At 68.7% G+C, this 14,921-nt stretch carries 9 protein-coding genes and 2 riboswitches; of the genes, 1 reads left to right on the top strand and 8 read right to left on the bottom strand.

What is annotated here, in order from left to right:
- The first annotated feature begins 21 nt into the window (after nucleotides 1–21).
- Complete coding sequence (locus J2X21_RS17480) at nucleotides 22–777, top strand: substrate-binding periplasmic protein (protein ID WP_310330720.1); 756 nt, start codon at nucleotides 22–24, stop codon at nucleotides 775–777.
- A gap of 59 nt (nucleotides 778–836) precedes the next feature.
- Here J2X21_RS17480 and J2X21_RS17475 read toward each other — a convergent pair whose 3' ends face one another.
- The 8 genes from J2X21_RS17475 to J2X21_RS17440 form a co-directional block, all read right to left on the bottom strand.
- Entirely contained in the window at nucleotides 837–2,225 is a 1,389-nt protein-coding gene (locus J2X21_RS17475; protein ID WP_310330718.1) for an L-serine ammonia-lyase, read from the bottom strand.
- A gap of 116 nt (nucleotides 2,226–2,341) precedes the next feature.
- A complete protein-coding gene (gene gcvP / locus J2X21_RS17470; RefSeq protein ID WP_310330716.1) occupies nucleotides 2,342–5,230 on the bottom strand; it encodes an aminomethyl-transferring glycine dehydrogenase in 2,889 nt (962 codons plus the stop codon).
- 126 nt (nucleotides 5,231–5,356) lie between these two features.
- On the bottom strand, nucleotides 5,357–5,731 hold the full coding sequence (gene gcvH / locus J2X21_RS17465; protein ID WP_310330714.1) for a glycine cleavage system protein GcvH: 375 nt from the start codon (nucleotides 5,729–5,731) through the stop codon (nucleotides 5,357–5,359).
- A 2-nt stretch (nucleotides 5,732–5,733) separates the two neighbouring features.
- A complete protein-coding gene (gene gcvT / locus J2X21_RS17460) occupies nucleotides 5,734–6,846 on the bottom strand; it encodes a glycine cleavage system aminomethyltransferase GcvT (protein WP_310330713.1) in 1,113 nt (370 codons plus the stop codon).
- Nucleotides 6,847–6,872: 26 nt separating this feature from the next.
- Nucleotides 6,873–6,981, bottom strand: a riboswitch (glycine riboswitch).
- A 20-nt stretch (nucleotides 6,982–7,001) separates the two neighbouring features.
- Nucleotides 7,002–7,086, bottom strand: a riboswitch (glycine riboswitch).
- 41 nt (nucleotides 7,087–7,127) lie between these two features.
- The gene (locus tag J2X21_RS17455) at nucleotides 7,128–10,388 is read right to left on the bottom strand and encodes an amidohydrolase family protein (protein ID WP_310330712.1); all 3,261 of its coding nucleotides are present in this window, start codon (nucleotides 10,386–10,388) and stop codon (nucleotides 7,128–7,130) included.
- A gap of 65 nt (nucleotides 10,389–10,453) precedes the next feature.
- A complete protein-coding gene (locus J2X21_RS17450; RefSeq protein ID WP_310330710.1) occupies nucleotides 10,454–13,018 on the bottom strand; it encodes an ATP-binding protein in 2,565 nt (854 codons plus the stop codon).
- A 10-nt stretch (nucleotides 13,019–13,028) separates the two neighbouring features.
- Entirely contained in the window at nucleotides 13,029–13,946 is a 918-nt protein-coding gene (locus J2X21_RS17445) for an aspartyl/asparaginyl beta-hydroxylase domain-containing protein (protein WP_310330709.1), read from the bottom strand.
- Complete coding sequence (locus J2X21_RS17440) at nucleotides 13,943–14,806, bottom strand: LpxL/LpxP family acyltransferase (RefSeq protein WP_310330707.1); 864 nt, start codon at nucleotides 14,804–14,806, stop codon at nucleotides 13,943–13,945. The genes J2X21_RS17445 and J2X21_RS17440 overlap by 4 nt, the downstream gene beginning before the upstream one ends.
- Between the last annotated feature and the right edge of the window lie 115 nt (nucleotides 14,807–14,921).

Below are 14,921 nucleotides of genomic sequence, written 5' to 3'. Positions count from 1 at the left end.
GCAACGACGCTGGAGAACTCGGTGCTGCGACGTCAGGTGGGATTGTGGGGGCTTGGCTGGGCTTTGGAGCCGCTGGCGGCGCCGCCGGCATCGGCGTCATCCCTGCGGCTGCTGAGCGAGGAGTTCCCGCCCGTCAACTACACGGACGCTGGCCGCCCGAGCGGGCTGGCAGTCGAGGTCGTCCAAGCCGTGCTGCAACGCCTTGGGCAGAAGCTGGAAATCGAGTTCCTTCCGTGGGCGAGGGCCTACCGAGAGGCCCAGGGAAGACAGCCCACGGGCTTGTTTGCGGCAGCGCGCATCCCCGAGCGCGAGAAGCTGTTCCAGTGGGTGGGCCCCATCGTGACCTTCTACAGCAGCTTCTACGCCCGTGCGGGCGCCGAGCGGCTGAAGCGCCTGGATGACGCCCGCCAGGCGAGCGACGTGCTGGTGGTGCGCGATTGGTACACCGCCCAGCAGCTCGCGTCCGAGGGCTTTCGGAACCTGCGCCATGTCAGTGACCCGGCGCAAGCTCTGCGCATGCTGTTGGCCCGGCGCGCGCCGTTGTTCGCCTCCGAGCGCATCAGCATGCAGGGTGCGCTGGCTGCCGCCGGCGTCGACCCGGCTGCGCTGAAGGAGGTCTACACCTTTGCCAGCAGCGAAGGCTATATCGCCTTTTCGCTCGGGACGCCCAAACACGTGGTGAGCGCGTGGCAGCTCCAGGTCGACGCGATGAAGCGCGACGGCAGCTTCCAGGCCATCTACAAGCGCTGGCTGCCGCACGACCTGCCGCCTCGCTGAACCGCGCCCTCAAGGGGCGGGAGCGCCGTTCCTCGTGTTCGGCGCAAAGCACCGCGACCCTAGCACTCGACGATGTTCACCGCCAGGCCGCCGCGGGCCGTTTCCTTGTACTTGGTCATCATGTCGGCGCCGGTATCGCGCATGGTCTTGATGACCTTGTCCAGGCTGACGAAGTGCGTGCCGTCGCCGCGCAGCGCCATGCGGGCCGCGTTGATGGCCTTGACCGACGCGATGGCGTTGCGCTCGATGCAGGGGATCTGCACCAGGCCGCCGACCGGGTCGCAGGTCAGGCCCAGGTGGTGTTCCATGCCGATCTCGGCGGCGTTCTCGACCTGCTCGGGCGTGCCGCCCATGACGGCGCACAGCGCGGCCGCGGCCATGGAGCAGGCCACACCCACCTCGCCCTGGCAGCCGACCTCGGCGCCACTGATGGACGCGTTCTCCTTGTAAAGGATGCCGATGGCCGCCGCGGTCAGCAGGAAGTCGATGACGCCATCGTCATTCGAGCCGTGCACGAAGCGGTGGTAGTAGTGCAGCACCGCCGGGATGATGCCCGCCGCGCCGTTGGTGGGCGCCGTGACGACGCGGCCGCCGGCGGCGTTCTCCTCGTTGACGGCCAGCGCGTACAGGTTGACCCAGTCCATCACCTGCAGCGGGTCGCGCAGCGCCTGTTCAGGATTGGCCGTCAGGCTGGCATGCAGGCTGGGCGCGCGGCGCTTGACCTTGAATCCGCCGGGCAGGATGCCCTCGGTCTTGCAGCCGCGCTGCACGCAGCCCTGCATGACGTTCCAGATCTTCAACAGGCCGGCGCGCGTCTCGGCGTCGGGCCGCCAGTGGCCCTCGTTGCGGCGCATGACCTCGGCGATGGACAGGCCGTACTTCTTCGTCAGCACCAGCAACTCGTCGCCGGTCTTGAAGGGGTAGGGCAGCACGGTCACGTCGGGCGCGATGACCTTCTGCTTGCTGCCGTCGGCCGCCACCTCGTCGCTGACGATGAAGCCGCCGCCGACGGAGTAATACACGCGGTTGGCGACTTCGTTGCCGTCGGCATCGAAGGCGATGCAGCGCATGCCGTTGGCATGGAAGGGCAGCGTCTCGCGGCGCTTGAAGACCAGGTCCTTGGCTTCGTCGAACGCGACCTTGTGCTGGCCGATCAGGCTCAGGTCGCCCGAGCGGATGACGTCCAGCAGCGCCGGAATGGCTTCCACGTCCACCGTGTCGGGTTCATGGCCGGCGAGCCCCAGCAGCACCGCCTTGTCACTGCCGTGGCCCTTGCCGGTGGCGCCCAGCGAGCCGTACAGGATGACCTGCACGCGGGCCACCTGGTCCAGCAGGCCGTCGTGCTGCAGCCGCAGCCCGAACAGCCGCGCGGCGCGCATCGGGCCGACCGTGTGCGAGCTGCTCGGGCCGATGCCGATTTTGAAGAGGTCAAAAACAGAAACCGCCATGACTACCTCGATTCAGTAGAAGAGGTCGGGGCGGCTTTTGGCCGCCCCGACTCAGCAGCAAACCACGCATCGCCGATGTTGCGGCGCTGCGTGGTTGTTCTTGCGACGAGGGTTTTTCAGGCCTCGTCGTATTCGGACAGCGGCACGCAGCTGCAGAACAGGTTGCGGTCGCCATACACGTTGTCCACGCGGCCGACCGGCGACCAGTACTTCTGGCGCCGCAGCGACGGCAGCGGGAAGGCGGCCACCTCGCGGCTGTAGCCGTGGGTCCAGTCGGTCGCGCTGACGACCATCGACGTGTGCGGCGCGTTGACCAGCGGGTTGTCCTCGCGACTGACCTTGCCAGCCTCGACATCGGCGATTTCCTGGCGGATCTGGATCATCGCGTCGATGAAGCGGTCCAGCTCGGCACGCGACTCGCTCTCGGTCGGCTCGACCATCAGCGTGCCGGCGACCGGGAAGCTCAGCGTCGGTGCGTGGAAGCCGTAGTCGATCAGGCGCTTGGCCACGTCTTCGGCGCTGACGCCGCTCGTGTCCTTCAGCGGGCGCAGGTCCAGGATGCACTCGTGCGCCACGCCGCCACCCTTGACGCCGTCATTGCCACCGGAGAAGTGGATGTCGTAGTGGTCGCTCAGGCGCGCCGCCACGTAGTTGGCCGACAGGATGGCCACCTCGGTGGCCTTCTTCAGACCCTCGGCGCCCATCATGCGGATGTACATCCACGAGATGGGCAGCACGGCCGCATTGCCCAGCGGCGCGGCGGACACGGCGCCGATGTTGGTCTCCTTGCCCAGGCCCGCAGTGCGGTGCGCCGGCAGGAAGGGCACGAGGTCGTCGACCACGCAGACCGGGCCGACGCCCGGGCCGCCACCGCCGTGCGGGATGCAGAAGGTCTTGTGCAGGTTCAGGTGGCTCACGTCACCGCCGAACTCGCCCGGTGCGGCCACGCCGACCAGCGCGTTCATGTTGGCGCCGTCCACGTAGACGCGACCGCCATGGCTCTTCACCATCGCGCAGATCTCCTTCACGTGCGTGTCGAACACGCCGTACGTGGAGGGGTAGGTGATCATGATCGCGGCGAGCTTGTCGGCGTGCTGCTCGCACTTGGCCTTCAGGTCGACGAGATCGATGTTGCCTTCCTTGTCGCACTTGGTGACGACGACCTGCATGCCGACCATCTGGGCCGAGGCGGGGTTGGTGCCGTGGGCGCTTTCAGGAATCAGGCAGACCGTGCGCTGCGCGTCGCCGCGCGACTCGTGCCAGGCCTTGATGGCCAGCAGGCCAGCGTACTCACCCTGCGAGCCGGCGTTGGGCTGCAGGCTGATGCCGGCATAGCCGGTGCACTCGGTCAGCCAGTTCTGCAGCAGTTGGTCCAGCTCGGTGTAGCCGGCCAGCTGGTCCTGCGGCGCGAAGGGGTGCACGCCCGCGAACTCCGGCCAGGTGATGGGAATCATCTCAGCCGTCGCGTTCAGCTTCATCGTGCACGAGCCCAGCGGGATCATGCTGCGGTCCAGCGCCAGGTCCTTGTCCGACAGGCTGCGGATGTAGCGCAGCATCTCGGTTTCGCTGTGGTGCGTGTTGAAGACCGGGTGGGTCAGGTAGGCGCTGCTGCGGCGCAGGCTGGCCGGGATCAGGCTGTCGACGCCGGCGGCGAATTCGGCGACCGTCGGCACGGTGGCGCCGGCCGGGGCGAACCAGCTCCAGATCGCTTCGATGTCGGCACGCGACGTCGTTTCGTCCAGCGCGATGCCGACATGCTTGTCGCTGAGCTTGCGCAGGTTGGCGTGTGCCGCCACGGCCTTGGCCATGACGACACCGGGCTCGCACTCGACCAGCAGCGTGTCGAACACGTGCGGCGTGACGACCTTGACGCCCATGCGCGTCAGGCCGGCGTGCAGGACGGCGGTGTAGCTGGCCACGCGCTCGGCGATGCGCTTCAAGCCTTGCGGGCCGTGGTAGACGGCGTACATGCTGGCCACGACGGCCGGCAGCACCTGGGCCGTGCAGATGTTGGAGGTGGCCTTCTCGCGGCGGATGTGCTGCTCGCGGGTCTGCAGCGCAAGGCGCATCGCCGGGTGGCCTTGCGCGTCCTTGGACACACCGACCAGGCGGCCGGGCATGGAGCGCTTGAACTCGTCCTTGCAAGCCAGGAAGGCGGCGTGCGGGCCGCCGGCGCCCATGGGCATGCCGAAGCGCTGGCTGTTGCCGGCCACGATGTCGGCGCCGAACTCGCCCGGCGAGACCAGCAGCGTCAGAGCGAGCAGGTCGGTGCAGACGATGAAGGCGGCGTTCTTGGCATGGGCCTGGTCGGCGAAGGCCTTCAGGTCGTGGATGAGGCCGGTGGTGCTGGGGTACTGGCAGACGACGGCAAAGTAGTCGTTCTCGGCCATCAGCGCGGGCGCCATGCCGACCTTGACCTCGATACCCAGCGGCGCGCAGCGCGTCTGGATCACCTCGATGGTCTGCGGGTGCACGTCGCCGGCGACGATCAGCGTGTTGCTCTTGCTCTTCACGCCGCGCTTGGCCAGCGTGACGGCCTCGGCGGCCGACGTCGCCTCGTCCAGCATGGAGCCGTTGGCGATGTCCATGCCGGTGAGATCGGTCACCATGGTCTGGAAGTTCAGGATGGCTTCCATGCGGCCCTGCGAGATCTCGGCCTGGTAAGGCGTGTAGGCCGTGTACCAGGCGGGGTTCTCGAGGATGTTGCGCAGGATGACGCCCGGCGTGTGCACGCCGTAGTAGCCCTGGCCGATGAAGCTCTTGTAGACCTTGTTCTTGCCGGCGATGAGCTTGAGCTCGGCCAGCGCGCCAGCCTCGGTGATGGGCGCGGGCAGCTTCATGCCCTGCGAGCGGCGGATGGACTTGGGCACGACCGCGTCGATCAACGCGGTGCGGCTGGCCACGCCGACGGCGGCGCACATCAGGGATTCATCGACGGCATCCGGCCCGATGTGGCGGGCGTGGAATTCGGAGGCGTCTTCGAGTTGGGAGAGCGGCGTCGGCATGGCGGGGCGTGGCGGAGAGAAAAACAAATGCAACCACGGAGGCACAGAGGCACGGAGAAATTCAATCTCCAGATTGCTCTGTGTCTCTGTGCCTCTGTGGTTGCCTTTCTAAGACGTGGCGAAGGGTTACAGCGTCTTCAACAGCGCGTCGTAGGCGGTGGCGTCCATCAGCGCGTCGAGCTGGGCGGGGTTGCTCAAGCGGACCTTGAAGAACCAGCCGGCCTTCAGCGGGTCGGAGTTGGCCAGCGCCGGGTCGTCGCGCAGCGCTTCGTTGACCTCGGTGATCTCGCCGTCCACGGGCATGTAGACGTCGGCCGCGGCCTTCACGGATTCGACGACGCCGGCGACTTCCTTCTCGGCGTAGGTCTTGCCCACTTCGGGCAGGTCCACGAAGACCACATCGCCCAGCGCGTCCTGCGCGTGCACGGTGATGCCGACGGTGGCCGTGCCATCGCCATGCACGTCAAGCCATTCGTGGTCGGGGGTGTACTTGATGGACATGCTTAACCTCGGTAGTAGCGGTTGGGGGTGAAGGGGGTGGAAGAAACGACCATCGGGGTGCGCTTGTCGCGAACCACGGCAAAGACTTCGGTGCCGGCAGCCGTGTGTTCCTTGGCCAGATAGGCGAGGGCGACCGGCTGGTTGACCGTGGGGCCCAGCGTGCCGCTGGTGACGACGCCGATCTCGACGCCGTCGGCGGTGACGATCTTGGCGCCTTCGCGCACGGGCATGCGCTCCTTGCCCACCAGGCCGACGCGCTTGCGGGCGGCGCCGTTGGCCAATTGCTCGTCGATGACCGCGGCGCCCGGATAGCCACCCGCACGCGCGCCACCGGCGCGGCGCACCTTCTGGATGGCCCAGGTGATGGAGGCTTCGACCGGCGTGGTCGTCTCGTTGATGTCGTGGCCGTACAGGCACAGGCCGGCTTCCAGGCGCAGCGAGTCGCGTGCGCCAAGGCCAATGGGCTTGACCTCGGCGTGGGCCAGCAGCTTGCGAGCGAGCGCGACGGCGTCGTCCTGGTGCACGGAAATCTCGTAGCCGTCTTCGCCGGTGTAGCCCGAGCGGGTCAGGAAGGTGTCAATGCCGTCGAGCTGGAAGAAGCTGCCGGTCATGAAGGTCAGCTTGGCGACCTCGGGGTTCAAGCGGCTCAGCACGTCGACCGCCTGCGGGCCTTGCAGCGCCAGCAGTGCGCGCTCGGGCACGGGGATGACTTCGCAGCGCGAGCCGATGTGCTTCTGCAAGTGAGCGATGTCCTGGTCCTTGCAACCGGCGTTCACGACGACGAACAGGTCGTCCGGGCGCTTGCAGACCATCAGGTCGTCCAGCAGGCCGCCTTGCTCGTTCGTGAAGAGGGCGTAGCGCTGCTTGAAGACGCCGAGGTCGACGATGTCCACTGGCACCAGCGTTTCCAATGCGGCGGCGGCATCGGCGCCCACCAGGCGCACCTGGCCCATGTGCGACACGTCGAACAGGCCGGCGGCCGCCCGCGTGTGCTTGTGCTCGGCCATCACGCCGGTGGGGTATTGCACCGGCATGTCGTAGCCGGCGAAGGGCACCATCTTGGCGCCGAGTTCGACGTGGAGGGCGTGAAGAGGCGTTTGCAGCAGAGAGGACATCAAAGCTCCGACGGATTTCGGGTGTGGATGTCCTCGCTGTCCCTGGTACCTGAGAGATTGACCCCGGCCAATGGCCCTGGGCTTGCCCCTTCGGTGGACCGACTCAGGGGCCGGCCTCTCTCCAGTGAGGAACGCGGCAAGTGTCTGTCACCCACCGCGTCTTGTCAGTCCTTCTGCCTGAGCGTTGTTGCGCCTTCGGCGGCCCCCAAATGCTCCGGGGCGCTCTCCTGACAGAGGGCATTCTAGGGCCTGTTTACCCTGCGGCAACGAGCCCTGACGCTTCAATCGCCGTGGTCATGTCCATGTCCCGTCTCCAGCGCATGGCTGTCCACCGGCATGGTCTTGCCGTCGCTGCCGTCGAAGAACAAGGGCTTGCGGGGCTTGGCGACCGGGGCGATCTGGTTCATCGTCAGCGCGTCGAACAGCCGGCCGTTCTGCATGACCTGCACGACGCGGTCACTCTGGCGGATGTCGGCCAGCGGGTTGCCGTCGATGACAACCAGGTCGGCCAGCTTGCCAGCCTCGATGGACCCGAGATCCTTGTCCATGCCGAAGTTGCGCGCCGGATTGATGGTCGCGGCGCGCAGCGCGTCGTGCGGGCCCATGCCGCCCAGCACCAGCATCCACATCTCCCAGTGCGCGCCCAGGCCCTCGCGCTGGCCGTGCGCGCCGATCATCACGTTGACGCCGGCCTTGGACAATTCGTTGGCGGTGCGGGCCACTTTCAGGATGTTGAAGTCTTCCTCCGGCGCGGTCTCGCGGCGGATGGCGCGGGGCTCCAGTACGGCGCGCGGCACGTAGCGGCTCAGCAGCGGGTGCTTCCAGACCTCCGTGCGGGCGTACCAGTAGTGCTCGCCGTCAAGGCCGCCGTAGCCCACGTTCAGCGTCGGGTTGTAGCCCACCGCCGTCTGGCGCCACAGCTGCTTCACGTCGTCCCACACGTCCGCCAGCGGCAGCGAGTGCTCCACCGTCGTGTGGCCGTCCACCACCATGCTCATGTTCAGCTGGAACAGCGAGCCGCCCTCGGGCACCACCATCATTTGCGTCTGGCGGGCGGCCTCGAGCACCTGCTGGCGCTGGTCGCGGCGCGGCTGCTGGTAGCTCTTCACGCTGATGGCGCCTTCGGCCTTCTGGCGGTTCAGATGGGTCAGCGCGTCATCCAGGTTGTTGACGACCGCCGTGATCGGCGTGCGGGCGCCGTACAGGATGCTGCCGGTCGAGTAGATTCGCGGGCCCAGCACGATGCCGGCACGCTGCATCTCGGCCTGCGTGAAGATGGCCGCGTTCAGGTTAGACGGGTCGTGCAGCGTCGTCACGCCGAAGGCCAGCGAGGCCAGGTTGACCCAGCTCTGTTGCGGGATCAGCCCGCCGTCGTTCATCGCGCCGTGCCAATGGCCGTCGATAAAGCCAGGCACGATGGTCTTGCCCGTGGCGTCTATGCGCTTGGCGTCGGCCGGAATGGCCACGTCCTTGCCCACGGCCACGATGCGGTTGCCGTCCACCAGCACCGTGCCGCCCTCGATGACCCCTTCGTCACCTTGGCCCTTCATCGTCACGATGCGGGCGCCGGTCAGCGCGATCTTGCCGGCGGGCTTGTCGCTGGCCTGCTCGAAGCCGATCTTCTGCGCGGTCGCCTTGTCCTTGCCTTCGGCGCTGGCGGTGAACAGCTCGTCGCCCAGCGTGTAGTGCAGCTTGCGGCTGTCGCTGCTCCAGTGCAGCGCGTAGCCGGCGTTGGCGTCCAGCTGGCGCACCGGCAGCGCGTCCATCTTGCTGCCAACGGTGATGACCTTGCCGGACTGGCCCTGCACGCTGGGCAGCGGCGTCACGTAAGCGTGGAAGCGCTCCACGAAGCCCAGCGACTGGCCGTCTGGCGACACGCTGTACTCGCTGGCGAAATCGCTGCGCGCGATCTCGGTCTCGCTGCGATCCTGCAGATTCAGCCGCATCAGCGAGAAACGCTGATCGACCTCGCTGGTGCTGGCCACCTTGGTGAAGAACAGCTCGTCGTTCTTCGCGCCGAACTGCGGCGCGCTGCCTTCCTTGGCGATGCGCTCGGTCTTGCCCGAACCGTCGGCCGCGGCCAGGTAGAGGCCGGTGTCCAGACTGTGCCAGGGGCTGGTCAGGCCGCCGCCCTTGATCTTGCGGTAGACGAGTTGCTTGCCGTCCGGCGACAGCCGCGGCTCCAGGTACTTGCCGGGCTCCTTGATGAGCACGGTGTCCTTGCCGCTCGCCACGTCCAGCCGGCGGATGCTGCCTTGCGTGTCGTCGCGCCAGGTCGCGTAGACGATGGACTTGCCGTCGCGCGCCCAGTGCGGCGCCAGCTCGAACGCGTCGTTCTGCTTCGTCAGCCGGCGCGGCGTGCCGCTGGGCAAATCCTTGATCCACAGCGAGCCCAGCGCCGCGTAGACGACGCGCTTGCCATCCGGCGACACCTGGGCGCCGCGCAGCTGGCGCACGGCGAACTGGTCGGGCGCCACGGTCTGCGCGTAGCGCATGGGCTCGCGCATCTCGCGCGTGTCCTTCACGTGGAAGGGGATCTCGGCGGCCGAGCCTTTGAACGGGTCCACGCGCCAGATGCGGCCCTCGGCCCAGACGACGATCTCCTTGCTGCCGGGCATCCACGCGAAGCTGGGGTAGACGCCCCACATCGCCCAGATCTCCTGCAGGTCGCGCGACAGGCCGCTCCAGGCCGGGCGCTCCACGCCCGTCTGCAGGTCCTTCAGGAACAGCGTGCTCTGGTTGCGCACGCGGCGCACGAAGGCGAGGTACTTGCCGTCCGGCGACGGCGTGGGCCGCACGGCGCCGCCGGGGCCTTGCACAAAGGGCTCCACGGAGCCGTCGACGAGGTCCTGGCGGAAGATCTTGTAGATCTCGCCGTTGCTGTTCTTGTTGTACTCGAACACGCGGCCGGGCGTCGTGTCCTGCGAGTAGTACAGGTACTTGCCATCCGGCGACACGGCCGGCTCGCCCAGGTCCTTCTGCCAGTTGGGCTTCTCGTTGAGCTGCACGCCCTTGTTCTTGGCCGCGTCGCCGTCCACATGGAACAGCCAGATCTCGCCCGAGCCGGCGCTGCGCGTGCCGGTGTAGTGCTTGCGCGCCAGCAGGTATTTGCCGTTGGGGTGCCAGACCGGGTTGTTCAGCAGCCGGAAGTCTTCCTTCGTGACGGCGCGGGCGCCGCTGCCGTCCGCGTTCATGACCCAGACGTTGTCGCCGCCGCCGGCGTCGCTGAGGAAGGCGATCTGCTTGCCGTCCGGCGAGAAGCGCGCCTGCTGCTCCCAGGCGATGGAATGTGTCAGCGCCTTGGCCTCACCGCCGGCGATGGGCAGCGTGTAGAGGTCTCCCAGCAGGTCGAACACGATCGTCTTGCCGTCGGGGCTGACGTCCACGCTCATCCAGGTGCCGGTCTTCACGTCGATGGTGGCCGTCTTGGCGACGCCGGGTGGCGCGTTGACGTTCCAGGACGCTGGCTTGGGAGCTTCCTGGGCATTGGCGGCGAGGGCGGCGGCCAGCAGCAGGGCGGGGGCGGCGGTCAGACGGGGCATGAAGAAGGGATTGGGTGAGACCAAAACCTTCGATGCTAACGAAGGGATGCTTGCGTTCCCGTTCGTCACGCCCCGGTCAGCGTCAGGGCTTCCGAGAGGTTCAGGGTTTGTCCGGAAGCCCAGGCGGCCGTGGCGGCGGCGCGGCCCAGTTGGGCCTCGGCCAGCCGGCGCACGCGGGCCAGCGCACGGGCCTCGCGGGTGCCCAAGGCGCCCAGGTGCTGGCGCCAGTAGCGCTCGGCGAACGCGGCCAGCTGCAGCGCCGTGTCGGGGTGGCGCAGCCGGGCCAGCGGGCGGGCGAACAGCTGCAGCGTCAGCGCCCGCGCATGCAGGTGCTGGCGCTGGTGGGCAATGCGCAGCGCCTGGCGGGCCGCGGCCAGCGCGGCGGGCCAGTCGCGGCGCGACTGGTGGGCCAGCGCCAGCGTGTAGGCCGCGTCGAGCTGGCCCACGCCGTCGCCGTCCGCCTCGGCCAGCCGCTGGCAGGCGGTGATCCAGCCCACCGCCGTGGCGGTGTCGCCCAGCTCGATGAGACATTGCGCGCGGTTGCGCAGCCGCGCGGCGGCCTGGCGGGCATGCCCCACGGCCTCCCACAGCTCCTGCGCCCGGGCGTACAGCGCCTCGGCCTGCGCGGGCTGGTCGCGCGACACGGCAACGGCGGCCAGCTGCTGCCAGGCACGCGCCTCGGTGGGCATGTCACCCGCGCGGCGCGCCAGGCCGATGGCCTCCTCCAGCGGGCGGGTCTGGCCCTGCTCGCGGTTGTCGCCGGCCAGCAGCACCCAGGCACGGCGCACCAGCGCCGGCGCGCGCGTGGCGGGGTCGGTGCCGGCCAGCTCCAGCGCCCGCTCGGCCTCGGCCAGCGCCAGCGCGCGGTCGCCATGCGTGAACGCCAGGTGGGCGCGCAACTCGTGGCCGGCGGACGACGGCGGCGTGAGCTGCAGCAGCTGGCCCAGCTGGTCGACCAGCGCGCGGTCCACGCCGTCGCTCTCCCAGCAGGGGCGCAGGGCCAGTGCCAGCCGCAGGCCGGTGGCCGCGTCGCCGTCGTCGGCGGCATGGGCAATCAGCGCGCGGGCCAGGTCGCGGCGGCCGGCCCAGGCCGTGATGGGCGCCTGCAGGCCCAGCGCGCTGGCCCAGTCGCACAGCGCCGCGCGCAACCCGTGTCGTGCGGCCTGCTGCTCGCCGGCGTCGACGCGCGCCAGCACGCCGCGCCGCAGCAGCTCCAGCAAGCGGTAGCGCGGCTCGGCGTCGCCGCCGGCCTGCACCAGCGAATGCCCGGTCAGCTCGTCGAGCTGGGCCGGCGTGCCACCCAGCGCCTGCACATCGGCCCAGCTGAAGGCGCCCGGCAGCGCGGCCAGGCGCCGCAGCAACGCGCGCGGTTCAGGGCCCAGCAAGGCCTGGCTCCAGTCCAGCAGGCCGGCGACGGAGGCGTGCCGCGGCGCGCGCGTGGGGTTGCTCAGCCAGGCGGGCAGGCCGGCGGCCTCGGGCTGCAGGCCGCGCCATTGCTCCAGCATCTGCGCCGGCGAGAAGCTGCGCACGCGGGCGGCGGCCAGCTCCAGCGCCAGCGGCAGGCCGTCCAGCTCGCGGATCAGTTCGGTCAGCGCGGCCTGGTTGTCGCGGCTGGCGTGAAAGTCGGCCCGCACGGCGCGGGCGCGGTCGATGAACAAGGCCTGGGCGGTGTCCTGGGCGTCGGCCAGCGGCGTCACGTCGACCAGTGTCTCGCCGTCCAGCTCCAGCGCATGGCGCGACGTCACCAGCAGACACAGTGCGGGCGCCACCGCCAGCAGCCGCTGCGCGGCCTGGGTGATGAGACCCAGCGCCTGCTCGGCGTTGTCCAGCACCAGCAGGCGCACGGCGCCGGGTTCCTGCAGCGCCGCCTCGATGGCCGGCCAGCCGCCGCCGCGCGTGAGGATCAACGCGCGCTCCAGCGCGGCGACCAGCGCGGGCTCGTCGCGCACCTCGGCCAGCGCGGCCATGCCGCAGCTCCAGTCCGCGCCGCTGAACTGCAGCCAGGCCAGCTCCACCGCCATGCGTGTCTTGCCGACGCCGCCGGGGCCGATCAGCGTCAGCAGGCGCTGATCGGGCAACCGCGCCGCCAGCGCTTCGAGGCGGCCGGGTGGCGAGAAATAGCGCGTCAGATAGCGCGGCAGGCTGGTGGCGAACGAGGGCAGGGCGGCCGCAGGGCGTGTGATGACGGGCGGTGGCGGCGCTGGCGGCGCGGTTTCGGCCAGCGCGGACAGCCGGTAGCGTTCCGTCACGACCCAGTCGTCGAAATGGCCGGGCAGCAGGTCGCCGCCGTAGTGCGTGGGGGTGCGCGTGGACTCGAAGTCCTGCACATCGGAGGTCAGTGCGCCGGGAAGCAGCGAGATCTGCTGGCGGTCGGCGCTGAACAGCGGGGCCTCGGGGGTTTCCAGCAGCGCACGCAGCGTGGACAGCGTCTGGCGCAGCCGGTTGCGGCCCACGTCCAGCGCCACGCCGGGCCACAGCAGCTCGATGAGTTCCTCGCGCGGATGCTGGCGGCGCGGCAGCAGCGCCAGGCGGGCCAGCAGCAGCGTGGCGGCGCGGCTGGGCAGGCGGGTCAGCTCGACGCGGCCGGCGCGCGCTATCTCGAAACCACCGAGCAGGCGCAGCCGCAGCATCGTCAGGCGGTCAGGGCCAGAGCCACCAGACGATCAGCCCGCCGAACACGATCCACTGGATCGCGTAGTAAGCAAACCGGCTCTTGGCCTTGATGCGCTTGCCGAACATGCGCACCTGCTGCACGTAGGCAAACAGCTTGTTGATGCCGCCGGTGCGGTCGGTGTCGGAGTTGGGCGCCGAGGCCGCGCGGATCAGCGTGTTGCTGATGAAGTGGTTGAACCAACGCGCGACCGGGTTGTTCAGCGGCCGCTCGACGTCGCAGAACAGGATGATGCGCATCATGTCCGACTGGTTCTCGGCGTAGTGCAGATAGGTCTCGTCAAAGATGACGCCCTCGCCATCGCGCCAGAAATAACGCTCGCCGTCCACCGAGATGTAGCAGCTGTCGGCGTTGGGCGTGACCAGCCCCAGGTGGTAGCGCACCGAGCCGGCAAACGGGTCACGGTGCGTGACGAGCCGGCCGCCGGGCGGCAGCGCGGCGAACATCGCGGCCTTCACGGTCGGGATGCGCTGCAGCAGGCCGGTCGTCACCGGGCACATCTCCTTGGCCGACGCGTGCGCGTCGTCGTACCACTTCAGGTGGAATCGCGTCCAGCCGGTCTTGAAGAAGCTGTTGAAGCCGGCGTCGTTGTACTTGTCGCTCTTCTTGATCTCGCCGGCATCGGCCAGCTTGTAGGCCTCGGCGCGGATGTCCTGCCAGTGGTCCTGCAGCAGCTTCAGCTCCGGGAAGCCCGACACCGGCAGGTAGGGCTTGGCCGGCAGCTTGCTGAACAGGTACATCAGGCAGTTGATGGGCGCCATGAAGGTGGAGTGGTCCATCAACTGGCGGAAGAAGCGCAGCCGCACCTTGCCGCGGAAGTGCACATACATCGTGCTGGCAATGAAGACCGCGACGATGGCGATCTTGAAGTAGGGGATGTCAGTCATTTGGCATAGAAGTCGGCCTCGCCGGGCGGGCGCGACTTGAAGCGCTTGTGGAGCCAGAAGTACTGGTGCAATTGTCGACGCGCTTGGGCTTCGATGACGGCGTTCATGCGTGTCGCGTCGGCGACCACGTCATCGGTCGGGAAATTGTCCAGCGGCGGCTCGATGACCACCGTGTAGCCGTCGGTCTCGCGCCGCGGGTAGCAGGGCAGCACGACCGCGTTCCCGACGGCTGCCATGCGTGACAGCCCGCCGATGGTGGCGGCCGGCACGCCGAAGAAGGGCGCGAACACGGAGTCGCGGTGGCCGAAATCCTGGTCGGGCAAGTAGTACAGGCGCCGCCCCTCCTTCAGCGCGCGCAGCGTGGGCCGCGTGCCTTGCTGGCGCGAGAAGATGATGCCGTTGCCGAAGCGCAGCCGCTTGGTGCGGAAGAACTCGTCCAGCCACGGGTCCTTCTGCACGGAATACATGCTGACCAGCGGCGTTTCCAGCGAGATGCGCTGGCCGGCCAGGTCCAGGCCGGTGAAGTGCGGCATCATCAGGATGACGTTGCGGCCCTCCAGCGCCCGCAGGTGCTCCAGGCCTTCGATGCGCACCAGCCGCTGGATGCGCTCGCGTGACGCAAACCAGCAGTAGCCGTACTCCAGCAGCATCTGCACCATGGCCACGAAGTGCTGGCGCAGCAGGCGGCGGCGCGCCGCGGGTGTCCAGTCGGGCAGCACCAGCCTCAGATTCACCTCGCCGATGCGCCGACGCGATGAAGGCAGCGCGGCAATCAGGCTGCCCACCGCCCAGCCCAGCGCCGAGATGGCGCGAAACGGCAGCCAGCTCAGCAGCCACACCAGGCCCACGAGCAGCTTCACGCCCACGCGTCACCCACGGCAATTCCTATCCACGACATCGCTCGTAACCCTTTGTTCTGGGCCGGCATCGTAGTGGGTGATCAATCCTCCCGGTCAACGTGGACTTGGAGATGCC

The sequence above is a fragment of the Roseateles asaccharophilus genome (genome assembly GCF_031458115.1).
GTDB lineage: Bacteria > Pseudomonadota > Gammaproteobacteria > Burkholderiales > Burkholderiaceae_C > Pelomonas > Pelomonas asaccharophilus_A.
Note: the sequence above shows the minus strand (reverse complement) of the source record. Positions and strands in the feature narration are given on the sequence as shown.